Below are 23,418 nucleotides of genomic sequence, written 5' to 3' on the forward strand. Positions count from 1 at the left end.
GCCCTCAGGGCAGGCGGGTTGTCACCAGCCAACGTCTTCCGTCGCGCGCGCTTCGTTACGACGCATTGCACGAATCGTTACCGAGGTAACGCCCACGTCACCTTCCGTAACATCCTGACGCGGCGAGCCAACCTGCAAGGTCTTGAATCTTCGCGCGGCGGCAATTGGCCGGAGTGTTGCTCTGGGCGACGGGCATGCCCCTCCCCCCCACGCGTCCGTTGCCGCTGCTGCTGACGCTCGCGGTCGCCCTGCTGCCCCTGGGCTCCGCGGTCGCCGGGAAGATCACCATCAACGACGAGGCGAACCTCAACATCAACCTGTTGCTGCAGCCCCAGGCCCAGTTCATCAAGGACGGGGCGCCCGTCGGGCACGTGGGCACCGACTTCTTCCTGCGCCGCGTGCGGCTGCTCGTCTTCGGCAACGTCACGAAGCGGCTGTCCTTCTTCATGGAGACGGACCAGCCCAACTTCGGCAAGGACGGCAACTACAACGTCGACTTCTTCGTCCAGGATGCCTTCGCCTCCTACGAGTTCGTCGACAAGCTCTGGGTGGACGTGGGGTTCCTGATTGCCCCGCTGTCGCGCCACAACCTCCAGGGCGCCATCGCGCTCAACACCGTCGACTTCCACTCCAACCTCATCCGCTTCACGCCGGGCGTCGGAAAAATCTGGCGCGACATGGGCGTGCAGCTGCGCGGCTTCGTGGGTCCGCTCGGCTTCCGAGCCGCCATCCTCAACGGCGCGGAGGGCACCGTCCGGGAGGACGCGCCCGCCATCAACCCGGATGACATCCCCCGAGGCGTGGCGATGGTGCGGTGGAACTTCCTCACCCGTGAGGAGGACCTCTTCTTCCAGGGCATCTACTTCACCGAGAAGCCCCACCTCTCCGTAGGCGCGGGCGCGGACTATCAGCCCTCCGCCGTCGCGACGGCCAGCGGCGTGCACGACTCGGTGGCCTTCTCGGCGGACGTGTTCCTGGACTGGCCCATGGGCAATGACCAGGAGCTCGTATTCCAGACGGGCGTGTACACCTACCGCCAGGGGATGGACAGCCCACAGAGCGGCACCGGCTTCCTGTCCGAGCTCGGCTATCGCATCGGCCACGTGGAGCCGCTGGTGTCCGTCGAGTACTTCAACTCGCGCGTCGTGGCGCAGGACGCATTCGTGGTGAGGCCCGGCTTCAACCTCTGGTTCCAGAAGCACACCTTCAACCTGAAGACGGAGGTCGCCATCTCCCGCCTGGGCGACATCTCCGAGGCGGACACCGGCATCACCGGCACCGCGCAGCTCCAGTTCTTCTACTGACGCCCCCTGCTCTCCCCGAGGTCACCTCCGATGACTGCCGCGAAGGATTCGTTCGTCTCGCCCAAGGAGCACTTCTCCCGTCACGCCCACGTGAAGACGCTGGAGGACTACCGCGACCTCTATCAAAAGAGCCTGAATGAGCCCGACGCCTTCTGGGGTGAGCAGGCCCAGCGGCTCACCTGGTTCCATCCTCCGGAGGCCATCCGCGAGGTGGACGCGGAGCAGGTGGACTTCTCCTGGTTCAGCGGCGGCAAGCTCAATGCCGCGTACAACTGCGTGGACCGCCACGCGCGGGAGCGCCCCGGCAAGGCCGCCATCATCTGGGCGAAGAACGAGCCGGGCGAATACCAGACCATCACCTTCCGGGAGCTCCAGCACCACGTCGGCCGCGTGGCCAACGTGCTCAAGGCCCACGGCGTCCGCAAGGGCGACCGCGTCTGCATCTACCTGCCGATGATTCCGGAGCTGGCGTACACCATGCTCGCGTGCGCGCGGCTCGGCGCGGTGCACTCGGTGGTGTTCGCGGGCTTCTCCTCGGAGTCGCTGCGCGAGCGCATCCTCGACTGCGGCGCCAGGGTGCTCGTCACCGCGAACGAGGGTCCACGCGGGCCCAAGGCCGTTCCCACCAAGGCCATCGCGGACGAGGCCGTCGAGGGCCTCACCCAGGTGACGTCCGTGCTCGTGGTGCGGCGCACGTCGCGCGAAGTGCCCATGTCCGAGGGGCGCGACTTCTGGCTGGACGTGGAGATGGCGCGCCACCGCGGCGTCTGTCCCGCCGAGTGGATGGACGCGGAGGACCCGCTCTTCATCCTCTACACCTCCGGCTCCACCGGGAAGCCCAAGGGCGTGCTGCACACCACCGGCGGCTATCTCGTGTATGCGGCGACCACGCACCACTACGTCTTCGACGCGCGGCCGGACGACGTGCACTTCTGTACGGCGGACCTGGGCTGGGTGACGGGCCACAGCTACCTGCTCTACGGCCCGCTCATCAACGGCACCACCACCGTCCTGTTCGAGTCCACGCCGACGTACCCCGACGCGGGCCGGCTGTGGCAGGTGGTGGACGACGTGAAGGCCACCGTCATCTACACCGCGCCCACCGCGCTGCGCGCGCTCATCCGGGAGGGCGACGCGTGGGTGAAGAAGTCCTCGCGCAAGTCGCTGCGCCTGTTGGGCAGCGTGGGCGAACCCATCAACCCGGAGGTCTGGCGCTGGTACCACGACGTGGTGGGCGAGGGCCGCAACCCCATCATCGACACGTGGTGGCAAACGGAGACGGGCGGCATCCTCATCTCCCCACTGCCGGGCGCGACGCCGTGCAAGCCGGGCTCCGCCACCCTGCCCTTCTTCGGCGTGGAGCCGGTGCTGCTCGACGACGAGGGCCGAGTCATCGAGGGCAACGGCGTCAGCGGCAACCTGTGTCTGGCGCGCTCCTGGCCCGGACAGGCGCGCACGCTGTACGGCCACCACCAGCGCTTCGTGGAGACGTACTACTCGCGCTTCCCCAACCTGTACTTCACCGGCGATGGCTGCCGCCGCGACGAGGACGGCTACTACTGGATTACGGGCCGCGTGGATGACGTCCTCAACGTCTCCGGTCACCGCCTGGGCACCGCGGAGGTGGAGAGCGCGCTCGTCGCGCACGAAGCCGTGGCCGAGGCCGCCGTGGTGGGTTTCCCTCATGACATCAAGGGCACGGGCGTGTGCGCCTTCGTCACGGTGAAGCCGGACTGGCTGGAGACGTCCACGGAGCAGATGGTGGGCGCGCTCAAGGAGCAGGTGCGCCACGTCATTGGCCCCATCGCCACGCCGGACCGTGTGGTCGTGGTCAATGGCCTGCCCAAGACGCGCTCCGGCAAGATTCTGCGCCGCATGCTGCGCAAGATTGCGTCCGGCGAGACGGAGAACCTGGGTGACGCCAGCACCCTGGCCGACCCCGCCGTGCTGGATGAACTGCTCACCAAGGGCGCGCCCGTGCGGGCGAAGCCCTGATTCCCCCTCGGTCTTCCGACGTCACACTGGAGGCAAGAAATGTCCTCGAAATCCCAAGAAGACGCCCTGGAAGCACTCGCCGCGTCGCGCTGGCGGGTGGCCGCCGTCCTGACGGTGGCCACGTTGGTGGCGTACTTCGGCTTCATCCTGCTGGTGGCCTTCAACAAGCCGCTGATGGGCCACCAGATAGCCCCCGGCCTGTCGGTGGGAATCCTCCTGGGCGCTGTCGTCATCGTCACCGCCTGGGCGCTGACGGGCATCTACATGATCTGGGCGAACGGCAAGTACGACCGCGCCCTGAGCCAACTGCGTCGCTGAGAGCGAGCCTCGAATGAACCCCACATCGACACCGGGCACGCAGCTGGGCCAGCCCAACAGCACGGCCATCTTCTTCTTCCTCCTCTTCGTCGGTGTCACCCTGGGAATCACGTACTGGGCGGCGCGCAAGACGAAGACGACCTCGGAGTTCTTCGCGGCCGGCGGCGGGGTGAGCGCCCTGCAGAACGGCTTCGCCCTCGCGGGCGACTACATGAGCGCCGCCAGCTTCCTGGGCATCGCCGGCCTCGTCGCCATGTCCGGCTTCGACGGGCTCATCTACTCGGTGGGCTGGCTGGTGGGCTGGCCGGTGGTGACGTTCCTCATCGCCGAGCCGCTGCGCAACCTGGGCAAGTACACCTTCGCGGACGTGGTGGCGTACCGCCTCAAGCAGACGCCGGTGCGACTGGCCGCCGCGCTGGGCACGCTCACCGTGGTGAGCTTCTATCTGATTGCGCAGATGGTGGGCGCCGGCAACCTCATCCACCTGCTCTTCGGCCTGTCCTACGAGGTCGCCGTCGTCATCGTCGGCGCGGTGATGATTCTCTACGTGCTGTTCGGCGGAATGATTGCCACCACGTGGGTGCAAATCGTGAAGGCCGTGCTGCTGCTCGCGGGCGCGTCCGCGCTGGCCGGAGCGGTGCTGTACAAGTTCGGCTTCAACCCGCTGGCGCTCTTCAACGAGGCGGCCACGCAGTACGGCGCGCAGACGCTGGCGCCGGGCGCGCTGGTGAGCAACCCGCTGGAGACGATTTCACTGGGGCTGGCGCTGATGTTCGGCACGGCGGGCCTGCCGCACATCCTGATGCGCTTCTACACGGTGCCCAACGCGAAGGCGGCGCGCAGCAGCGTGTTCTACGCCACGGGCCTCATCGGCTACTTCTACCTGGTGACGTTCATCCTCGGCTTCGGCGCGTCGGTGCTGGTGGGCCGGCAGGCGATTACCAGCGTGGACAAGGGCGGCAACATGGCGGCGCCCATGCTGGCGGAAGTCGTCGGCGGCACGGGCTTTCTGGGCTTCATCTCCGCGGTGGCCTTCGCCACCATCCTCGCGGTGGTGGCCGGCCTGACGCTGTCCGGAGCGGCGGCGCTGTCCCATGACTTGTGGTCCAGCGTGGTGCGCAAGGGCGAGGCGCCCGAGCACGAGCAACTCAAGGTGGCGCGGCTCGCCAGCCTCTTCCTCGGCGTGCTGGCCGTGGTGCTGGGCGTGGCCTTCAAGGGACAGAACGTGGCCTTCATGGTGGGCCTGGCGTTCGCCATCGCCGCGAGCGCCAACTTCCCCGCACTGCTCCTGTCCATGGCGTGGAAGAAGTTCACCACGTATGGAGCGGTGTCCAGCATGCTGACGGGCTCGTTCAGCGCGGTGCTGCTCATCTTCCTGTCGCCCACCGTACAAGTGGACCTGCTGAAGAACACGAGCGCGCTGTTTCCGCTGAAGAACCCAGGCATCATCACCATGCCGTTGGCTTTCGTCGTGGGAGTCCTCGTGTCGCTGTTGTTCCCGGAGCGCGAGTCCAGCGAGCGCTTCGCGGAGGTGAAGCACCGGATGCACATGGGCGCGGTCCAGCCCCCCGTGCCCGTCGCGGCGAAGGTGGCCGCGGCGACCTCCAAGGCGACACCGCCCCCCACGCCCAGCAAGGCGTAACGCCACCGAGTAGCCCTCCTCCGTCATTGCTCCTGGGGAGGAGGGCGGGGGTGGGGCCTGGGCCTCCAAGGAGCCTGGGTCCCGCCCCTCTTCAGGAGTCCCCGTCTCCTCGCGCCAGTCGCTCCCGCAGCCGCATGCGCGCGCGGTGAAGCCGGCTCTTGTGGGCGCGCACGTCGATGCCCGTCAGCCGCGCGGCCTCCTCGGCCGACAGGCCCTCCACGTCCCGGAGGAGCAGCGCCTCACGGTCCGACGCTGACAGTGCCGCGAGCGCGTCCCGGAGCATCGCCCCCATCTTCCGCGCGTGGGCCACCTCGTCGGGAGCACGCTCCAGGGAGGGCACGGCCCTCACGGCCTCGGCGTCGAAAGGAAGTCGCTCCCCGCCCCGCGCCTCCCGCCGCCGCTCCCGCGAGCAGTGGGAGCGGGCCACCTGGAAGAGCCACGTGGACAGGCGCGCCTGCGCCCGGAACGCATGGAGGCCGCGAAAGGCGGTCATCAGCGTCTCTTGAAGCACGTCGCGGGCCTCCTCCTCGGAGCCGCACAGCCGCAGCCCGAAGCGGTACACCGGCGAGGCGTACCGGGCGAGCAGCGCCTCCAGCGCCTCACGGTCCCCCTCTCGCGCCGCCGCGACGAGCGTCGCGTCGCTCCGGATGCGCTTCGTTGCCCTGCTCGAAACAGCCACGCGCCTGCTCCCTCTTGTCCAGGGGTGATGAGCGGCCAGGCCCTCGCGCGCCGCGAGCGTGGCCCACCGCATCCGACACGAACAACACCGGGCCCTGAATCCTTTTTCCGCCCACGCGACTCTCACTGACAGGACGCGGCGTGTCACCCTCGCTCCTCGGACTTCTCTCTTCTCGTCAGGTGCACTCACCATGAATGCGGTCCTCCTTCCCCTCCTGGGGGGCGTCCTCATCGGACTCAGCGCGGCCCTCCTCCTGCTCTTCAACGGCCGCATCGCGGGCATCAGCGGAATCACCGGAGGACTCCTGTCCGCCGCGCCGGCCGACCTGGGCTGGCGCGCGTCCTTCCTCGGCGGGCTCGCGGTGGGGGGCGTGCTGCTGGCGACCTTCCGCCCGGAGTCGCTCGGCCCCCCTGTTCTCACCAGCGTGGGCGCGACGCTCATCGCCGGGCTCCTGGTGGGCTTCGGCACCCAGCTGGGCGGCGGCTGCACCAGCGGCCACGGCGTCTGTGGCCTCGCCCGAGGCTCCAAGCGCTCACTCGTGGCCACCCTGACGTTCATGGCGACGGGCGCCATCGCCGTCTTCATCTCCCGACATGTACTGGGAGGTGTTTCGTGAAGGCCGCGCTCACGGCGGGACTGGCGGGGCTGCTCTTCGCGCTGGGGCTGGGGCTGGGCGGAATGACGGACCCGGCGAAGGTGGTGGGTTTCCTCGATGTGGCGGGGAGCTGGAATCCGAGCCTCGCCTTCGTCATGGCCGGTGCGCTGGGCACCTACGCGCTGCTCCGCAGGCTCATCCTCCGACGGGCGCGGCCCGTGCTCGCGGACCGCTTCCCTGCTCCGCCGCGAGCCGACGTGGACGGCCGCCTCGTCGCGGGCTCGGCGCTCTTTGGCATCGGGTGGGGTTTGTCAGGCTATTGCCCTGGCCCCGCCCTCGTGTCGCTCCCGGTGGGAGGCACGACGGTGCTGCTCTTCGTCGGGGCGATGCTGGTGGGAATGGGCGTGTTTCGCGGAATGTCGAGGCAACCTGGGTAGGCTGGCGACTTGCGCACAACCCGCCGCGAGGGCGGTGCGGGCTTGCGTCACGCATTGCGGGGCCGCGAATCTCAGACTTCCGGGCATGTGAATTGATTGGGACATCACATCGTGGGCTTTGAGTGCGTTTGCAAAGCTTTGGATGGATCACCCTCCGCGTCAGTGCTGGCTAGGATGAGTCCTCGATGCCACGCGCCGCGAACAGGATGCTGGACGTCGACGAAGAAAAGCTCGTCCACCAGTTCCCCGGGCTGGACCGCAAGGCGGTGGGGGCGTTCTTCACGCCCGCGCCCCTGGTGGAACGCACGCTATCGCTCGCGATGGCGCACCTGGGAGCTGGACCCCTCACGGTGGTGGACCCCGCCTGTGGGGCAGGAGCCTTCTTGTCGGCGGCCTCGAAGCTCTGGCCTGGAGCACGGCTGTGCGGGCTGGAGTTGGACCCCGCCGTGGCCAGACTCTGTCAGGCCCGGGTCCCGGAAGCCGACGTGCGCGAAGGCGACACGCTGCGAGGTGGGATGGAGCCCATGCTCGCGACGACGCCTCCGGAGCATCGCGAGCTGTGGGTGGGCAACCCGCCCTACAACGGCACCTCGCCCGTCCTGAAGGACCCGACCGCCTACGCGAAGCTGCGCGCCCTGCTCCCGCTGGCGCTCCCACCGGGCACCAGCCTGCGGGACGACTTCGCCTTCTTCCTCCTGGTGGCCGCGCACCGGCTCTCCACGCGGCCCGGCGTGCTCGCCTTCATCACCCCGGCGAGCTTGCTGGACGCCTTCCTCTACGCGCCGCTGCGCCAGTCGCTGCTGCGCATGCTCACGCTGCGCGAGGTGGTGGACCTGGGCCCTGGTGCCTTCGCCGGCACGCAGGTGCGCACGTGCATCACCGTGTGGTCCTCGCTTCCGGGCCACGTGGACCCGCCGCGCTTCGAGCGCCGTGGCGAATGGCAGCACTTCACGCCGGAGGCGCCCGAGTGGCGCCTGGCACCTACCACGCCGGAGGCCAGCGCCTTGGATGCACGGTGGAGCGCGGAAGGCGAGGCCCTCACCACGTTGGTGCCGGTGAGCCTGCCCGGGGTGAAGACGCGCTTCGACGAACTGCTGGTGGACGCGGACCCGGAGCGCCTGCTGGCGCGCATCCGCGCCTTCGCCGCGTCGCCCCTGGAGGAGTTGCCGGAGTTCGCGCGGGTGCATGGGTTGTCGGAGGAGCTGCTGCCGAAGCTGCGCGCGCTCAAGGTGGGCACGCCGTTGGAGGTGGACGCGAAGCACCTGCGGCCCTTCTACCGGTACGGAGGGGCCCGGCACCGGGGCACGCTGCCGCCGGAGACTCGCGCGTTCTGCTACCTGGACCGGCGCCTGATTCCCCGGGGAGACCACCGGCTGCGCGGCCCGTATGACCCTCACGTGGGCGCGGTGAAGCTCCTCTTCAACGTGCGCGAGCTGCCCCTGTCCGCCGCGCTGCTGGAGGAAGAGGGCTGCGTCCATGACCACCGGCACGCGCGGTTCGCGCCCCTGTACGTCCCCAAGCGACTGAGGGACGAGGGGCTGCGCGTCACCCGCTCCTCCACGTCCGCGGAGGAGCTGGGTCCCCTGGTGCCCAACCTGTCGCCCAGGGGGCTGGAGTGGGCGGAGACGTTGGGCGGTCCCCTGCCCGCCTTCCAGGCCATCGTGCGCTTCCTCAATGGACCCGACGTGCAGCGCGTCTGGGCTCCGGCCTTCGGGGCGTCGCGCGTGGTGCCGGTGCCGTTGCTGGTGCCGCCTCCGGGCCAGGAGTGAGCCTGTGCGTGGCGGGGCGTCTGCCCGCCCGCACGGTTTCCCAGCGGGGTGCGGAAACAACCGCTAGTGTCCACCTTCGCCGAGCTGATTTCCCCTCTGAAGGAAGGACCTACTTCATGAAGATTCGCGCGCTGCTCACCGCCACCGTTCTCACCGCCGCTGCTCCCGTGCTGGCCCAGGCCCCCGCGGCCCCGCCGCCCGCCGCGCCCGCGCAGGAGACTCCCGCTCCCGCTCCCGCACCCGCGAAGAAGGTGATTCCGCCGGGTGAGACGGCGAAGGCGCCGGTGAAGGACGCGCAGGGCAAGGACGTGGGTGAGGTCACCTTCGAGCAGACCAAGCAGGGCGTGGTCATCAAGGGCACGCTGCATGACCTGCCTCCGGGTCAGCATGCCTTCCACATCCACGAGACGGGCAAGTGCGAGGCGCCGGACTTCAAGACGGCGGGCGGCCACTTCAACCCGACGAAGAAGGCGCACGGGATGATGTCGCCGAAGGGCAAGCACGTGGGCGACCTGCCCAACCTCCACGTGGGCCAGGACGGCAAGGTGCAGTTCGACACGTTCTCCCAGAACGGGCTCACCGTGAAGTCGCTGTTCGACAAGGACGGCTCCGCGGTCGTCGTCCACACCAAGGAAGACGACTACCAGACGGACCCGACGGGTGACGCCGGCGGCCGCATCGCGTGCGGCGTGGTGGAGAAGCAGCAGCCGTAACGCGTCGTCCGCGAGGAGGCCCCGCCTGGCATCTCGGCCAGGCGGGCGGCTCCCGACCTCAGTGCACCGGCAGCGCGACGGCGCTCGGGGCCTCCTTCACGGGCGTGAAGAGCAGGTCCTGGAAGTCGAAGCTGAAGTCGGTGAGCGGCGAGACAGGCTGCATCCGCATCTCGCCCACCGTGCCATCCGGCTTCAGCGAGAAGGACACGAAGGCATCGGCGTTGAGCGAGCGGTCCTTCCAGCGCGCGACGAAGGTGTCGTATTGCCAGTGCTCCAGCTCGCCGACGAGGCCGGGCGTCCTGCTGAAGCGCAGCACCAGCTTCTGCGCCTCGCGCGTCAGCGTCACGTCGCCGTACCACGCGTCGCGGAACTTCCCGGCGTAGGCCTCGAGCGGCAGCGACGGCTTGCTCTCGGGCTTCCTGCCCTCCTTCAGGCTGGCGACCTGTCCCTCCGCCTTCGCCTTCTTCGCGTCGTCATCCGCCTTGAACGCGGCGACCCAGTCCGTCGCGGGCGCGCCCATGAACGCATCCAGCACCGTCCACACCGGGACCTCAATCGTGCCGCGCTCCTCCTGGTTCGTCAGCACGGCGATGCCCAGCCCCAGCTCCGGCACCAGCATCACCCGTGAGTAGTAGCCCGGCAGCGCGCCGCCGTGGCCCACCAGCTTGTAGCCCCGGTAATCCCGCAGCGACCAACCCAGTCCATACGCCGCGAAGTTCGCGCGCAGTGCCGCCAGGGGCTTGGAGGGCTCGGTGACGGTCATCACCGTCTGCGCGGCCCACATCTCGCGGGACTGGCCCTCGCTGAACAGCCGCTTCTTGCCCTCGGTGCCGGGAATCACACCCCGGGCCAGCTGCGTCAGCATCCACTTCGACAAGTCGTTGACGCTGGAGTTGATGGCCGCCGCGGGCGCGTTGTTGTCGAAGCCCATGGCGGGGATGGTCTTGAGCACGCCATCCGCCTTCGCGTGCGGCGTCGCGACGTTGCTGCCCACGCGCAGCGCCTTCGACAGCGTGCTGCTGTCACGCATGCCCACCGGCGTGAAGATGCGCTCGCGCACGAAGTCCCGCCAGTGCCGGCCGCTCACCTTCTCGATGACCTTGCCGGCCACGAGGTAGAGGATGTTGTCGTAGTTGTAGCGGCTGCGAAAACTCGTCGCCGGGCGGATGTGCCGCAGCTTGGAGACAATCTCGTCCTCCGTGAAGGTGGACTGCGGGAAGTACAGCAGGTCTCCCGCGCCGAGCCCCAGCCCGCTGCGGTGGACGAGCAAATCCCGCACCGTCAGCTCGCGGGTGACGTACGGGTCGAACATCTGGAACGACGGCAGGTGGTCGACGACGCGGTCGTCCCACTGGAGCTTGCCTTCGTCGACGAGCATCGCCAGCGCCGCCGCCGTGAAGGCCTTGCTGTTGGAGGCGATGCCAAACAGCGTGTCCGCCGTCACCGGCGCAGCGTCACCCAGCCTGCGCACGCCATAGCCCTTGGACAGCACCACCTTGCCGTCCTTCACCACGGCCAGGGCCACGCCCGGCACGTCGAAGGTCTTCATCGCCTTCTGAATCGTGGCGTCCAGGTCCGGGGGCAGCGACTGGGCGAACGTCGGGGACAGCGGAAGGAAGACGAGCAGGAGCGCGAGGACGTGACGCACGAGGACTCCGAGATGGGGTGCGGGTCGTAGAGCCCCTGTCTACCCCACCTCGTGGACGCGCCCCAGCGCCCCCTAGACGTAACCGAAGCGGCGCCGCGCGAACCACTCCGCGCCGAGCAGCCCGATGAGCGCGACGAGGTAGTACCAGCGGTCCCACAGCGGCTGGTCCTTCGCGCGCCCCACCTCCACCACCGGAGGGTCCAACAGCGGCATGTCCGGCAGCCCGTCCTGCGGCAGCTTGTACGCCTTGCCACCCGTCACCTTGGCGATCTGCTCCATCAACTCCGGCCGCACGGAGGCGTCCGACAGCTCCGGCCCCACGGCGCGCACCGCCACCGCGTCCTCGCCCTTGCCCAGGTCCGTCTCGCCCTTCTTCGCCGTCGCGAGCAGCTTGTACGGCCCCGGCTCCGGCGGCGCGAACTCCAGCCGCACCACGCCGTCCGGCCCCGTGGCGCCCGTCTGCACCGCCACCGGCTTCTGCGTCGCCACCGAGAACAGTTCCACGCGCACCTGCGCGTCCTGCGCGGGCTGGTAGTCGGAGCTGCGCGCCTGCACCACCACGGCCACCGGACGCCCCGGCTCCACCGACGGCGGGTCCGCTGTCACCTTCAGCGTCGTCAGGTCCGGGTCCCTCACCAGCCACCGCAGCGCGTTGCCCCAGAAGCGGTCATACGCGCGGCTGGGCGAGCCATCCCGGTGCGCGGCGAAGGCCCAGTACCACGACGCATCCGTGGCCATGACGAGCGCCCGGCCCCGGCCATAGTCCCAGACGGCGACGAGCGGCGCGTTCTTCCCATTCGCGGTGAGATGCGGATGCTCCAGCAACACGGTGGCGCCAGGGCGCGCATACGTCAGGTTGGCGCCCGGAATCGGCGGCAGCTCTCCCCACGCGGCCTCGGTGCTGGACGCGCCCGTGCCGATGGCCGTCACCGGGTGGCGCAGGCCCTCCGGCGTCAGTCGCGCGGTGAAGGGCTCCACGTTGGCGGGGCCCGCGGCGGCCACGGGCAAGGCTTCCATCAGCGTGGGCATGGTGGCGCGGCCCTCGCCCAGCACGCTGTCGCCGCCAATCATCACGAAGGCGCCGCCGTTGTGGATGTAGCGCTCCAGGTTGCGCTCGTACTCGGCGATGGAGAGCGTCGGGTCCGCGTGCCCGAAGTTCTGGAAGATGACGACGTCGAAGGTGTCCAGCTTCGTGTCGAAAATCTCCTCCATGGGGAACGGGATGAGGGACAGCTCGCGCTCGTTCGCCACGCCCGGGTCATCCGACAGCGTGCGCAGGATGTAGAACGAGATGAGGTCCACGTTGGCGTCCTGCTTCAACAGGCCGCGCAGGTAGCGCTCGTCCCAGGACGGCCGGCCCACCACCAGCAGCACGCGCACGCGGTCCCGGATGACCTTCAGCGTGAAGGAGCGGCTGTTGTTCTCCGTCACCGCCTCGTCCGGGAAGGTGGGCACCGTCACCGTGTAGACGAAGCGCCCCGTCTGGTCCGGCGTGAAGGTGAAGGACACCGGCTTCACGTCGTCGTTGGTCTCCAGGCGCACCGTCTTGGTCGCCACCGTCTTGCCCTCCTGGCTGAGGACAATGGGAATCTCCCGGCCCCGGAAGCCGCGGCCGTGAATCTCCGCCTCCACGGTGAGCGAGTTGCGCACGAAGGCGAAGTCATCCACCTTCAGGCCTTCAATCGACAGGTCCTTCAGCGCCTCCTGGCCCACGGTGAAGGTGGAGACCGGCACGCCCAGGTCCGCCAGCGCCGCGCGAGCCCGGCCCACCACGCCCGACTTCAACTCCGTGTTGTCCGCGCCGTCGCTGAACAGCAGCACACCGGACAGCTTGCGCGCCCCCTGCCCCGCGCCCGCCGCCGCACGCAGCGCGGCCAGCAGGTCCGTGGTGCCCGCGCGAGGCGGCTCCTTGGCCAGCGACGCGGGCGTCACCGGCGCCAGCTCCGGGTCGAACCCGTACATCTCCACCGTGAAGCGGTCCTGGAGTCCCGCGAGCGCCGGCGAGGCCTTCTCCAGGAAGGTGGCCACCTCCGCGGCGCGCGTGGGACCTCCGGGCTCCGAGGGGAAACCCATGGACGCGGAGCGGTCCACCAGCACCGCGACGCGGTTCTTCATCCGCGCCACCTGCAAGTGCCGGATGCCGGGCTCCAGCAGGAAGAAGAGCGCGGCCACGCCCGCGCCCACGCGCAGCGCCCACAAGAGGACGCGACGTCCACGCGAGGGCTCGCGGCGCACGCCCCAGGCGGCCAGCGCGACTCCCAGGAGCAACCCGAGCGCGAGGAACACCAGCGCCCACGAAGGCAGGGGAGAGAGGCTGACGAGCTTCCAGGCGTTGAAGGTGGGGGAATTCATCCAGGCTCTTGGCGTAGGGCCGGTGCTTCAGCGCCGCTTGTTGAGGATGAGCTGCAGGTGGACGGCGTCGTCCTTGTAGTCCAGGCAGAGGGCGTACATGCAGACGTTGATGCCCAGCCTCACCGCCAGCTCCCGCTGCGGCTCGCCGCCGGGGCTCACGTCGAACTCGTAGTCCCCGGACTCGTTGCGGCTCCACGCCCCGGCCACGTCGTTCTGCGAGTAGAGCACCGCCGCGCGCTTGCCCAGGCTGGCCGCCATCATCTGCGGCTTGTTGAGCAGCCGGCCCGGCGCCGCGTCCAGCAGGAAGAAGGACTTGAACACCACGTGCCCCGAGGGCACCTCCGCGAGCGGGTTCTGCGGCAGCACCCGCGCCATCTCCCGACGGAAGCTGGCGTCGAAACCGTCCCCGTCGCTGCCGTCGTTGGCGTCCGCCAGCATGAAGCCGCCGTACGTCAGGTAGCGCCGCAGGTTGGAGACCTCCGCCTCGTTGAGTGGAGGGAAGGCCCCGTCACCGCCGAAGTAGAGGAAGGGGTACTCGAAGAGGTCCGGACTGCTCAGCGCGAAGGGGCGCGCGTCCGGCACCACCTCCACGGACGTGCGGCGCTGGAGTTCCCAGGCGATTCGCCGCAGGCCGGACAGCCGCGCATCCCAGCGACCGCCGTGCTTCGCCACCGCGGGGATGAAGCGGTTCTTCTCGCCGAACGCGTGCGCACGCCCCGCCAGCAACGGAGCGAGCGCGGCGGAGCCGAGCAGGAGGTTTCGACGGGTCAGACGCCGCACGGACATAGAGCGCATCTATATACCGTCGACGGGTACTCGCATTCCCCGGTATAGAGCGGGCCCATGGCAAAAGGCGGACAGACGCCCGAGCAGCCCGGCTCTCCCGAGGTCCGGGCGGCCTGGGCTCGCAAGGAGGCAGGCGACGTCGCCGGCGCGCGACGCGAGGCCGAGCGTCTGCTGGCGGGCAGTCCCACCCCCGAGGACCGGGCCGAGGCGGAGGAGCTGCTGCGCCGCACCGCCACCCCGAAGGCCCTCTTTGGCTTCGCCCTGCTCGCCGCCGCCGTCTTCGTCGTCCTGCTGCTATTGGCCTTGACCCGCTACGCTTAAGCTACATCGTCGGCGCCCTCGTGCCCCCTGGGGGCAAACGTCGGGTGCGCCGCAATGCAAGGAGTTGGAGCCATGGAAGGCCTCCTCCAGGCCCTCAAGGCCTATCAGGAGCTCAACCCGTCGGGCTGGGTCGGCATCTACCGCCTGCTCCCCATGTGGGCGGGCATCGTCTGCTGTGTCGCCGGGGTGACGCTGCTGCTGGTGGGCGGAGGCCCCCGGGTGTTCCGGGTGCTGGCCGGGCCCATCGGCGCGCTCCTGGGGCTGGTGTGGACGGGCGCCGTCACCGCGAAGCTGGGCCTGCCGGACCTGGACCCGCGGGCGCCCTCCATCGTCGCGGCCGTGCTCCTGGCGCTGGGCTTCCTCTTCCCGCCCGCCATCACCTTCGTGGGCCTGGGCGTGCCGCTGGGCCTGTTGGCCGGGCAGATCGCCGGGCCGCAGGACTTCCTGCTCGGCTTCGCGCCGGGGTTCATCATCGGCGGGCTCGTCGGCGCGCTGCTACACCGGGTGGTCAGCGCCCTGGTGGCCTCCGCGGTGGGCGGCTGGGTGCTCGTCATCGGCGCGCTGGCGGCGCTGCACCAGTTCGGCGGGCTGGTGGCCGCCGTGGCCAGCAGGCCCTGGGGCGTCATCATCGCCGCCGGCCTGTTCGCCGTGGCCGGCGCCGTGTACCAGCTCGCCATGCGCCCCTCCCCTGAAGAAGCCGACAAACAACGCGGGGAAAAGGAGCGCGCCAAGCTGCGGCAGGCGGAGCAGCGGGCGCTCGAGAAACGTTGGGGGGTCAAGTAGCCGACCTCCGACGGGCGCCGGCCGCGCTTTACCTCCAGCGTCGTGGCGCGTACATTCCGCCGCCTTTCCCCCCGGAAAACCCCCGAAGGATTGATGGGCCAGGTCAGGCGCAAGGAGTCGGAGAAGAAGCAGGAGTCCCCCTCGGAGCCCGCCCCCCGGCAGGAGCCCACCGCGAGCACCGCGTGGGTGAAGCCGGAAGGGATGTCGCGCCGGGGCTGGGCCGTGCTCGCCGCGCTGGTCCTCGTCATCCAGTTCCCCCTCATCCACTACGCCCTGTTCCGCGGAGACGCGGACGTGACGGCGACAGTGCCCTACACCCAGGACTTCGCGGACCCGGGCGTGGTGAAGCGGGACTTCTTCTCCGTGGGTGGCTACTGGCGGGTGATTCAGGGCGAGCTCCTGGCACCGGGCGTGAAGAACAACCCGCTGTGGCTCCAGGCGCCGCTGCCGGACGACGTGGCCATCGAGTTCGACGTGCGCTCGGAGCTGCCCGAGGGTGACATCCGGGTGGAGGTCTTCGGCAACGGCGTGGACCCCAGCTCCGGGTACGTCCTGGTGCAGGGCGGGTTCAACAACTCGATGTCCGTGCTGGCCCGGCTGGACATGGGCGCGCCCAACATCGACGCGCTCAAGCGCCGCGCGGCGCGCAAGGCCGGAGCGCAGGGTGACAAGGCGGACGACGGCGCGAAGACGGACGCCGCGGACATCGCCTCCGTGTTCAAGGACGACACCCGCGTCCGCGTGGAAGCGCGCGGCACGCCGGTGCAGGCCGGCCGCACGTACCACTGGCGCATCGAGCGCCGAGGCTCGCTCCTCCGCTGGAGCATCGACGGAGAAGCCTTCCTGGAGTTCGATGACCCGCGTCCCCTCAAGGGCAAGGGCCATGACCGGCTGGGCCTGTCCGGCTTCGAGTCCCAGATTTTCTACGACAACCTGCGCGTGGACTCGCCGGACCGGCTGCCCGCCCGCGTCGCGCCCCCCGCGCCGGTGATTCCTCCGGGCCCGTACGCGGACGACTTCAACCGCGACACGCTGGGAGACGCGTGGAACGTCACCAACCCGTCCGCCACGAAGCTGGTGGACGGCGCGCTGGTGGTGGAGATGGTCCACAACCGCCCCGTGTGGCTCAAGCGGCCCATCCCCCGCGACGCGACGATTGAGTTCGACGCGTGGACGGACAGCCCGGACGGCGACATCAAGATCGAGGCGTGGGGTGACGGTCGCTCCTTCTACGCCGGAGACCTGCGCCTGCAGTACACGGCGACGGGCTACGTGTTCATCTTCGGCGGCTGGCGCAACACGCAGTCGGCCATCGCCCGACGCAGCGAGCACACGCCGGACCGGGTGACGCGCGACGGGGCCTCCGTGGTGCCCGGCAAGCGCCACCACTTCAAGCTGACCCGACGCGCAGGCACCCTCTCCTGGGAGCTGGACGGGCAGCCGTTCCTCACCCTCCAGGACCCCTCGCCCCTGGAAGGGACGCGCAATCAGTACTTCGGCTTCTCCGGCTGGAAGAGCCGGGTCCACTTCGACAATCTGAAGATCGAGCCGCTCGCCCCCTGAGTAGCGGCCAAGGAAAGTCACACCGTGCGCAGAGTTGGCATCTTCGGCTGGGGCGTCGTCGCCCCCCGGTCCAGGAACATCGAGGCGTTCGAGAGGAACCTCACGTCCTCCGAAAGCTGGCTGTCCCCTTTCAACGGCTTCGGGCCGGACAACTTCCTCGTCGGCACGCCGGAGTTCGAGCTGGCCGACTACAAGCCCTGGATTGACGAGCGCTTCCCGGCCAACCGCTTCTCGCAGCTGGAGCGGAAGATGGGGCAGCCGACGCAGTTCGCCATCGGCGCGTTCATCCAGTCGCTGTCGCAGAACCCCGGCCTGGAGCAGGAGCTGCAGGCCCTGGGGCCCCGCGCGCACGTCTACGTGGGCACGGGCCTGGGCGACCTGCCCACCATCCAGTCCATCTCGCTGGATTTGTACCGCGCCCAGCGCCGGTGGGACCGCTTCTGGTCCGCGCCGGAGCGCAACGCGGTGATGCGCAAGTGGCTGGAGACGCGCGAGCCTTTGGCGGGCCTGCCGCCGGAGCCGTCGTCGGTGGAAGAAGGCATCCGCGACGAGGCCGAGGACGCGTGGTGGCACTTCTGGACGGCCCAGTCCACGGAGCTGCGCGAGTACCTGGCGGAGCTGCGCGACATCGAGGCCATCGGCGTGCCGGACGGCGCCGACGTGGAGTCCGCGAAGCTTGCCGTCATCAAGGAGAAGCGCACCCGCAACGCCCGGCTGCAGAAGAAGTGGAGCGCGCCGGAGCCGCCCTGGAACGCCGTTTCCTCCAACGTGCTGTGGAACATCCACAACACGCCCGCCTCGCAGATTTCGATGCTGGGTCAAATCACCGGCATGACGTTCGCTCCCGTCGCCGCGTGCTCGTCCTTCGGCTATGGCCTGAAGCTGGCCATGAACTCGCTCCAGCTGGGCGAGGCGAAGGCCGTGGTCATGGGCATGACGGACGCGGCGCCCAACCCGCTCGTCGTGGGCGGCTTCTACAACGCCCGCGTCATCTCCGCCGACGCCGCCATCTCCAAGCCCCTCACCGCGCTGCGCGGCACGCACATCGCGGGAGGCGCGGTGGTCTGGGTGCTGGGCGACTACGACTACTTCACGTCCAAGGGCTTCAAGCCGCTGGGCATGGAGCCCGTCTCCGTGGGCGTCACCGCGGACGCGGACCACATCATCACCCCGTCCAAGGAAGGCCCCACCCTGGCCATCCGCGAGGCGCTGGCCGCCGCGGGCTGCTCGGCCGACGACGTGGGGAGCTGGGACTTGCACGCCACCGCCACCCCGGGTGACTACCTGGAGGTGCAGAACCTGCGGGACGTGCTGCCCGCGTCGGTGCTCATCACCGCGCGCAAGGGCACGTTCGGCCACGGCATGTCCGCGGGCGGCGGCTGGGAGCTGACGGCGCAGTACCTGGGCTACGGGCGCGGGCAGGTGTTCCCCACGCCGCTGAAGCCCAAGGAACTCAACCAGCAGATTTCCCGCGTCCACGGCCGCTTCGTGTTCGACGAGGCCGTCGCGGCGCCCGCTGGCTGCGCGGGCAAGCTGTCCATGGGCGTGGGCGGCATCAACGCCTGCGTCATCTCCCGGCCCTGGAAGAAGTGACGCCGCGCCGCCGCGAGGCTCAGGGGTGGGCGCTCACCGCGTCCGCCTCCAGCTTCGCGGCCGACGCCGGGTCGATTCGCTGGAGCAACATCAGCTCCAGCTCCAAGTCGCGCGCGTAGTTCTGCTGGGTGGGCAGCACGCCGCTGGTGGTGGAGTCGAGGCGGGCCTGGGCCTGCTCCTCCTGGGCGCGCTGCGAGCCGCCGGTGGCGATTCGCTGGTCCACGTTGCCCACGCCAATGTTCTGGGCCACCCGGTTGCCCCGCATCACCCGGAGGATGGCGCCCCCGGAATTGAGCGTGAGGCCCTCGACGAGGAAGCGCGAGGAGGAGGTGGGCCCCAGGGTGCCGCCTCCGGAGTCGCGCCACTCCGTCTCCAGCACGAAGCGGCCCGGCATCTCCTTCCACGAGTAGCCCTGCTCCTTGAGCAGCGCCTTCACGTCGGGCCAGAAGTCCGGCAGCGGCCGTCGGTAGACATGGTCCGCCGCCTTGTCGCGCAGGTAGTTCTGCCGAAGCGAGCCAGCACAACCCACAAGCGTCAGCAACGCGGCGACGACGAGACACACGCCCGAGGCGCGGAAGATGCGGCCCATGGAGAACCCCCAGGAGGAAGCGGTGACGACAGCGGGCAGCATAGCGCTCCCCGCCCTCGCCGCGCGCTCCCGCCCCTCAGGCCTTGGGCGACGCCACCAGGTCGAAGTCGGGGATGTGTTCACGCATGAACTCGCGCATCCGCTGGATGAGCGCCGCCTCTATCTGCCGCGCGCGCTCCCGGCTGACGCCGTACTTGTCGCCGATGTCCTGGAGCGTCAGCGGCTCGTCGGAGGTGAGGCGGTTCTCGAAGATGAAGCGCTCCTTGCCCTCCAGCGTGCGGGAGAACTCGGCGAGCTTCTCGCGGAACAGGGCCTTGAGCTGCTCGGCGCCCAGTCGCTCGTCGGCGGGGATGGCGCCCGACGGCAGGTAGCGGTCCGCGCGGGTGCCTCGGGAGCCCTCGTCGTCCCCGCCCAGCGGCGCGTCGATGGACAGCTCGTCGTGGCCGAGCCGCTGGTCCATCTCCACCACGTCCTGCTCGGTGACGTTGAGCCGCTCCGCCAACAGCTTGGGGCTGGCCTCGAAGCCCTGGGCGACGAGCTTGTCCTGCTCCTGGCGCAGCTTGAAGAAGAGCTTCCGCTGGGCTTCCGTCGTCCCCAGCTTCACCATCTTCCAGTTGTCCATGATGTAGCGAAGGATGTACGCCCGAATCCACCAGGCCGCGTAGCTGCTCAGCTTCACGCCCCGCTCCGGGTCGTACTTCTTCACCGCCTGCATCAACCCGATGTTCCCCTCCTGGACCAGGTCCAACAGGGAAAGCGGGTTGCGGTGGTACTCGTGGGCCAGCTTCACCACGAGCCGCAGGTTGGAGGCCACCAGCCGGTAGGCGGTGCGCACATCGCCCGTGTCGCGGTAGTGGCGCGACAGCTCCAGCTCCTCCTCGCGCGTCAGCAGGGGGTGGCGCTGCACCTCCGTCATGTAGGCCTGGAGGGGGTCCCGGTTGGAGAGCGCTGATTCGCTCGACTTGACGAGGGCCCGGGAGGGCACGGGCCTGACCACCTCCACCTCGGGCTCCGCGTCAACCAGCTCGGCCACGTCCGGCTCCAAGGAATCCGGGTCCGACGCTGTCTGGGCCCCTGGCTCCTCCACCTCCGCCTCGACGACCTCCGCCTGGGCGGGCGCGCTGCCCGCCGCCCGCTTCGCACGGGGCCGGGAAGTCGTTCCTTTGGTTCTTTTCCCTCCACTCGCCATGGGCGCTCCATACCCCAAAGTGCCGCGATTGTTGCCAGAGGGTAATGCAGGAGCTATGCCCCTGCTTGATGAGCGACATCCAAGAGCCCACCGCGCCGGGCAGCCCGGCCACCGAAGAAGCCCCGACCCGTCCCGCCGAATACATCGCGGACATCGGCTTCGACGAAATGAACCTGTCAGAGCCCCTCCGCCGCGCGCTGGCGGAGCGCGGCTACACCCATCCCACCCCTGTCCAGGCCCGGGCGTTCCGGCCGGTGATGGAGGGCAAGGACCTGATTGTCCGCAGCAAGACTGGCACCGGTAAGACGGCCGCGTTCGGCCTGCCGTTGCTGGAGAAGATTCCCGCGGACGAGAAGCGCGTGCGCGCCCTCATCCTCTGCCCCACGCGCGAGTTGGCGATGCAGGTGGCGGACGAGCTGCGGTCCCTGGGCAAGAACAAGGGCGTGAAGGTGGCGGCCATCTACGGCGGCGCCTCCATGAAGCAGCAGGAGGACGCGTTCGAGGAGGGCACGCCCATCATCGTCGGCACGCCGGGCCGGGTGTTCGACCACATCAACCGGGGCAACCTGAAGCTGGACGGTTGCGACCACGCGGTGCTGGACGAAGCCGACGAGATGCTCAACCAGGGCTTCTACGAGGAAGTCACCCGCATCCTCGACCGTCTTCCGAAGGCGCGTCAGGTGCTGCTCTTCAGCGCCACCGTCCCCACGGACATCCAGAACCTCATCGCCCGGTACACGACGAACGCGGAGACGCTGCTGTTGTCCGGCGACGTCTTCACGGTGGAGCACATCCACCACGTCCGCTACGACGTGTCGGACGCCTTCCCCAAGCCGCGCAACCTCATCTACATCCTGGAGAAGGAGGAGCCGCCCAACGCCATCATCTTCTGCAACACGCGGGATGACACGGCGCTGGTGACCGCGGTGCTCAACCGCAACGGCTTCGACGCGGAGCTGCTCAACGGAGACCTGCCGCAGAAGGAGCGCGAGCGGGTGATGGGCAAGGTGAAGCGCGGCGAGGTGGCCTTCATGGTCGCCACGGACATCGCGGCGCGCGGCATCGACATCTCCGGCCTCGAGTACGTCATCAACTACTCGCTGCCCGAGGACCCGGCCGTGTACCTGCACCGTGTCGGCCGCACCGGCCGCATCGGCAACAAGGGCACCGCCATCAACCTCTTCTCCGGGCGCGAGCTGGCGACGTACACCGTGCTGGAGAAGAAGTACGGCATCAAGTTCGAGAAGCAGGAGATGCCCGCGCCCGAGGAGGCGATGCGTCTGTGGACGGAGCGCCACGTGCGCGAAATCCAGGAGGCCTCCGGCTCCTCCATCTTCGAGGGCTTCCTGCCCCTGGCCGCGCAGCTGAAGAACAAGCCGAACGCGGACGACCTGGTCGCCTTCCTGCTCAAGTACTTCTTCAGCCGCATGCGCATGGAGAAGGCCCAGCAGGCCCAGGAGACCGAGCGCCGCGAGCCCGCGCCCGAGCGCAAGAGCGAGAGCCGGAGCGAGGGCCGTGGACGCGGCGGGCGCGACGACAAGCGCGAGCGCGGCGGTGAGCGTCGCGAGCGCGAGGAGCGGCGTGAGCGGGGCGAGAAGCCCATGGCCCGCCCGGAGCACCCGGACCGCGAGCGCCGTCCGCGTCGTGACGAGCCCCGTCGGGAGAGAGACCCGGGCGCGAGCCGAGGCGCCGCGGCGCTGGAGGCGGGCCCTGGCGAGGTGAAGCTGTGGGTCAACCTGGGAACGGCGGACGGCCTGGGGCCGGGCAGCATCGCCACGGCCCTGGAAGACGCCGGCGCGCCGCTGGGGAAGATGGTGCGCGCGGAGCTGCGCCCCACCTTCGCGTACGTCTTCGTCGCGGAGGACGACTCCCCGGGGTTCGAGACGCTCAACGGCAAGCAGCACGGCACCAAGACGCTGCGCGTGGAGAAGAGCAAGCCGCGCACCGAGCGCGAGCCCGGCACCCGTCCGCCCCCGTCTCCTGACGCGGGCCCCGGCGAGGTGAAGCTGTGGACCAACCTGGGCATGGATGACGGCATGGACGAGGCGAAGCTGCCCGCCGCGCTGGAGGCCGCGGGCGCGCCCGCCGGCAAGGTGCTCAAGGCGCTCTTGCGCCCCACCTACGGCTACGCCTACGTGGCCGAGGCGGACGCTCCGGCCTTCGAGGCGCTCAACGGCAAGCTGCACGGCGACAAGCCGCTGAAGCTGGAGCGGCACCGCCCGCGCGGCTCGCGCGAGGAGCGTCGTCCGCGTCACGAGGCGCTGCCGGACCTGCCGGGCCAGGTGCGCCTGTGGGTGGGCCTGGGCAGGCAGGACGGGCTGGATGAGGCGGGCGTCACCGCCGCGCTCGAGGCCGCGGGCGCTCCGGCCGGCAAGGTCGCGCGGATGGACCTGCGCCCGACCTACGCGTACGTCTTCGTCGCGGACGAGGACGCCGCCGGGTTCGAGACCACGCACGGCAAGCAGCACGGTGAGCGCACGCTGAAGGTCGAGCGCGCTCGCAAGAAGTAATCCGGTGTTTTCCCCGGGAGGCACGTGCTTCCCGGGGCCGCCGCGAGCCAGGACTCGGAGCAGGCGTCTTGCTGGCCTGGGCGCTTCCGAGATGACTCGGGGAGGCGCCCCTTCTCGGGTCAGGCGCCTTCCTGCTCCGCGGCCTTCCTGCGTCGGGCCCGGTGGTAGTGGGCGGTGCACAGGCCTCGGGCCAGCACGGGCCGCTCGCACTCGGGCTCCTCGCAGCGCGCGGGCTCGGGCCCGGTGGGCCGCGACGGAATGGGGCCCGCGCTGAACATCACCTCCGCCACTTCCAGCAGCCGGTCCACGTCCTGTCGCGACAGCCGGCGGACCCGGGCGAAGCCCTCCAACCGGTGGGCTCCCGCGTCGTCCACGTCATCCAGCCGGAGCAGCTCCCACAAGGGCAGCTCCAGCGCGACGGCCACCTGGAGGAGCGTCTCGTAGCTGGGGCCTCGCTCTCCGCGCTCCAGCAGTGACGCGAAGGACACGGAGATGCCACACCGGGCGGCGAAGTCTTCCTGGGTGAGGCCGCGTCGCTCTCGCAGCGCGCGAATCCGCCGGGCCAGGCCCTGCAGGTGTCCGTTCACCGCGGAAGCATCCGGAGGGCCGGGAGACATGGCAGTTTCCTATGG

Annotated in this window: 20 protein-coding genes; 13 read left to right on the plus strand and 7 right to left on the minus strand. The window is 69.6% G+C overall.

Annotated features, from left to right (window positions below):
- The first annotated feature begins 194 nt into the window (after positions 1 to 194).
- The 4 genes from FJV41_RS02175 to FJV41_RS02190 are packed head-to-tail and all read left to right on the plus strand — an operon-like array spanning position 195 to position 5,259.
- Positions 195 to 1,304, plus strand: coding sequence for a porin family protein (locus FJV41_RS02175; protein ID WP_141640703.1), 1,110 nt, complete (start codon positions 195 to 197; stop codon positions 1,302 to 1,304).
- Between the two features lie 30 nt (positions 1,305 to 1,334).
- Positions 1,335 to 3,299: an acetate--CoA ligase gene (gene acs, locus FJV41_RS02180; protein WP_141640704.1), complete on the plus strand. Its 1,965-nt coding sequence runs from the start codon at positions 1,335 to 1,337 to the stop codon at positions 3,297 to 3,299.
- 39 nt (positions 3,300 to 3,338) lie between these two features.
- Positions 3,339 to 3,617, plus strand: coding sequence for a DUF485 domain-containing protein (locus FJV41_RS02185; protein WP_141640705.1), 279 nt, complete (start codon positions 3,339 to 3,341; stop codon positions 3,615 to 3,617).
- A 13-nt stretch (positions 3,618 to 3,630) separates the two neighbouring features.
- The gene (locus FJV41_RS02190) at positions 3,631 to 5,259 is read left to right on the plus strand and encodes a sodium:solute symporter family transporter (RefSeq protein ID WP_141640706.1); all 1,629 of its coding nucleotides are present in this window, start codon (positions 3,631 to 3,633) and stop codon (positions 5,257 to 5,259) included.
- A 91-nt stretch (positions 5,260 to 5,350) separates the two neighbouring features.
- Here FJV41_RS02190 and FJV41_RS02195 read toward each other — a convergent pair whose 3' ends face one another.
- Complete coding sequence (locus FJV41_RS02195; RefSeq protein ID WP_246136950.1) at positions 5,351 to 5,938, minus strand: RNA polymerase sigma factor; 588 nt, start codon at positions 5,936 to 5,938, stop codon at positions 5,351 to 5,353.
- Between the two features lie 58 nt (positions 5,939 to 5,996).
- Between FJV41_RS02195 and FJV41_RS02200 the strand changes: the two genes are divergently transcribed.
- The 4 genes from FJV41_RS02200 to FJV41_RS02215 all read left to right on the plus strand — a co-directional run bounded on the left by FJV41_RS02200 (position 5,997) and on the right by FJV41_RS02215 (position 9,452).
- Positions 5,997 to 6,554, plus strand: coding sequence for a YeeE/YedE family protein (locus tag FJV41_RS02200; protein ID WP_368773765.1), 558 nt, complete (start codon positions 5,997 to 5,999; stop codon positions 6,552 to 6,554).
- Positions 6,551 to 6,970 (plus strand): DUF6691 family protein, encoded by a 420-nt coding sequence (locus FJV41_RS02205; RefSeq protein ID WP_181790343.1) that lies wholly within the window; start codon positions 6,551 to 6,553, stop codon positions 6,968 to 6,970. The genes FJV41_RS02200 and FJV41_RS02205 overlap by 4 nt, the downstream gene beginning before the upstream one ends.
- A gap of 185 nt (positions 6,971 to 7,155) precedes the next feature.
- The gene (locus FJV41_RS02210; protein WP_141640709.1) at positions 7,156 to 8,739 is read left to right on the plus strand and encodes an HsdM family class I SAM-dependent methyltransferase; all 1,584 of its coding nucleotides are present in this window, start codon (positions 7,156 to 7,158) and stop codon (positions 8,737 to 8,739) included.
- Positions 8,740 to 8,855: 116 nt separating this feature from the next.
- A complete protein-coding gene (locus FJV41_RS02215) occupies positions 8,856 to 9,452 on the plus strand; it encodes a superoxide dismutase family protein (RefSeq protein WP_141640710.1) in 597 nt (198 codons plus the stop codon).
- A gap of 58 nt (positions 9,453 to 9,510) precedes the next feature.
- Here the strand turns inward: FJV41_RS02215 and FJV41_RS02220 are convergent, their stop codons facing one another.
- From FJV41_RS02220 to FJV41_RS02230, 3 genes are all read right to left on the minus strand, one after another.
- Entirely contained in the window at positions 9,511 to 11,100 is a 1,590-nt protein-coding gene (locus FJV41_RS02220; protein ID WP_141640711.1) for a serine hydrolase, read from the minus strand.
- 72 nt (positions 11,101 to 11,172) lie between these two features.
- Entirely contained in the window at positions 11,173 to 13,452 is a 2,280-nt protein-coding gene (locus FJV41_RS02225) for a glutamine amidotransferase (protein ID WP_141640712.1), read from the minus strand.
- 27 nt (positions 13,453 to 13,479) lie between these two features.
- On the minus strand, positions 13,480 to 14,238 hold the full coding sequence (locus tag FJV41_RS02230; RefSeq protein WP_141640713.1) for a DUF4159 domain-containing protein: 759 nt from the start codon (positions 14,236 to 14,238) through the stop codon (positions 13,480 to 13,482).
- A 57-nt stretch (positions 14,239 to 14,295) separates the two neighbouring features.
- On the opposite strand from FJV41_RS02230, the gene FJV41_RS02235 reads away from it, so the two are divergent.
- The 4 genes from FJV41_RS02235 to FJV41_RS02250 all read left to right on the plus strand — a co-directional run bounded on the left by FJV41_RS02235 (position 14,296) and on the right by FJV41_RS02250 (position 18,498).
- Complete coding sequence (locus FJV41_RS02235) at positions 14,296 to 14,559, plus strand: molecular chaperone DnaJ (protein ID WP_141640714.1); 264 nt, start codon at positions 14,296 to 14,298, stop codon at positions 14,557 to 14,559.
- 72 nt (positions 14,560 to 14,631) lie between these two features.
- The gene (locus tag FJV41_RS02240; protein WP_141640715.1) at positions 14,632 to 15,342 is read left to right on the plus strand and encodes a hypothetical protein; all 711 of its coding nucleotides are present in this window, start codon (positions 14,632 to 14,634) and stop codon (positions 15,340 to 15,342) included.
- 93 nt (positions 15,343 to 15,435) lie between these two features.
- Complete coding sequence (locus FJV41_RS02245; RefSeq protein WP_141640716.1) at positions 15,436 to 16,905, plus strand: DUF6250 domain-containing protein; 1,470 nt, start codon at positions 15,436 to 15,438, stop codon at positions 16,903 to 16,905.
- A 24-nt stretch (positions 16,906 to 16,929) separates the two neighbouring features.
- Complete coding sequence (locus FJV41_RS02250; protein WP_141640717.1) at positions 16,930 to 18,498, plus strand: beta-ketoacyl synthase N-terminal-like domain-containing protein; 1,569 nt, start codon at positions 16,930 to 16,932, stop codon at positions 18,496 to 18,498.
- Positions 18,499 to 18,517: 19 nt separating this feature from the next.
- On the opposite strand, the gene FJV41_RS02255 is transcribed toward FJV41_RS02250, so the two are convergent.
- Both FJV41_RS02255 and FJV41_RS02260 read right to left on the minus strand, forming a co-directional pair.
- Positions 18,518 to 19,087, minus strand: a complete 570-nt coding sequence (locus FJV41_RS02255) for a hypothetical protein (protein WP_141640718.1) — start codon at positions 19,085 to 19,087, stop codon at positions 18,518 to 18,520.
- A gap of 76 nt (positions 19,088 to 19,163) precedes the next feature.
- On the minus strand, positions 19,164 to 20,276 hold the full coding sequence (locus FJV41_RS02260) for an RNA polymerase factor sigma-32 (RefSeq protein ID WP_141640719.1): 1,113 nt from the start codon (positions 20,274 to 20,276) through the stop codon (positions 19,164 to 19,166).
- A gap of 68 nt (positions 20,277 to 20,344) precedes the next feature.
- On the opposite strand from FJV41_RS02260, the gene FJV41_RS02265 reads away from it, so the two are divergent.
- Positions 20,345 to 22,786, plus strand: coding sequence for a DEAD/DEAH box helicase (locus FJV41_RS02265; RefSeq protein ID WP_141640720.1), 2,442 nt, complete (start codon positions 20,345 to 20,347; stop codon positions 22,784 to 22,786).
- A gap of 119 nt (positions 22,787 to 22,905) precedes the next feature.
- On the opposite strand, the gene FJV41_RS02270 is transcribed toward FJV41_RS02265, so the two are convergent.
- Complete coding sequence (locus tag FJV41_RS02270) at positions 22,906 to 23,403, minus strand: helix-turn-helix domain-containing protein (protein ID WP_141640721.1); 498 nt, start codon at positions 23,401 to 23,403, stop codon at positions 22,906 to 22,908.
- Positions 23,404 to 23,418: the final 15 nt, after the last annotated feature.

Source organism: Myxococcus llanfairpwllgwyngyllgogerychwyrndrobwllllantysiliogogogochensis (genome assembly GCF_006636215.1).
GTDB classification, from domain to species: Bacteria; Myxococcota; Myxococcia; order Myxococcales; family Myxococcaceae; genus Myxococcus; species Myxococcus llanfairpwllgwyngyllgogerychwyrndrobwllllantysiliogogogochensis.

Coding starts and splice junctions, on each gene's coding strand:
- FJV41_RS02270 (WP_141640721.1), bottom strand. CDS start 23,403: ATGTCTCCCGGCCCTCCGGATGCTTCCGCGGTGAACGGACACCTGCAG.
- FJV41_RS02240 (WP_141640715.1), top strand. CDS start 14,632: ATGGAAGGCCTCCTCCAGGCCCTCAAGGCCTATCAGGAGCTCAACCCG.
- FJV41_RS02225 (WP_141640712.1), bottom strand. CDS start 13,452: ATGAATTCCCCCACCTTCAACGCCTGGAAGCTCGTCAGCCTCTCTCCC.
- acs (WP_141640704.1), top strand. CDS start 1,335: ATGACTGCCGCGAAGGATTCGTTCGTCTCGCCCAAGGAGCACTTCTCC.
- FJV41_RS02245 (WP_141640716.1), top strand. CDS start 15,436: ATGGGCCAGGTCAGGCGCAAGGAGTCGGAGAAGAAGCAGGAGTCCCCC.
- FJV41_RS02190 (WP_141640706.1), top strand. CDS start 3,631: ATGAACCCCACATCGACACCGGGCACGCAGCTGGGCCAGCCCAACAGC.
- FJV41_RS02215 (WP_141640710.1), top strand. CDS start 8,856: ATGAAGATTCGCGCGCTGCTCACCGCCACCGTTCTCACCGCCGCTGCT.
- FJV41_RS02235 (WP_141640714.1), top strand. CDS start 14,296: ATGGCAAAAGGCGGACAGACGCCCGAGCAGCCCGGCTCTCCCGAGGTC.
- FJV41_RS02260 (WP_141640719.1), bottom strand. CDS start 20,276: ATGGCGAGTGGAGGGAAAAGAACCAAAGGAACGACTTCCCGGCCCCGT.
- FJV41_RS02210 (WP_141640709.1), top strand. CDS start 7,156: ATGCCACGCGCCGCGAACAGGATGCTGGACGTCGACGAAGAAAAGCTC.
- FJV41_RS02185 (WP_141640705.1), top strand. CDS start 3,339: ATGTCCTCGAAATCCCAAGAAGACGCCCTGGAAGCACTCGCCGCGTCG.
- FJV41_RS02255 (WP_141640718.1), bottom strand. CDS start 19,087: ATGGGCCGCATCTTCCGCGCCTCGGGCGTGTGTCTCGTCGTCGCCGCG.
- FJV41_RS02175 (WP_141640703.1), top strand. CDS start 195: ATGCCCCTCCCCCCCACGCGTCCGTTGCCGCTGCTGCTGACGCTCGCG.
- FJV41_RS02230 (WP_141640713.1), bottom strand. CDS start 14,238: ATGTCCGTGCGGCGTCTGACCCGTCGAAACCTCCTGCTCGGCTCCGCC.
- FJV41_RS02265 (WP_141640720.1), top strand. CDS start 20,345: ATGAGCGACATCCAAGAGCCCACCGCGCCGGGCAGCCCGGCCACCGAA.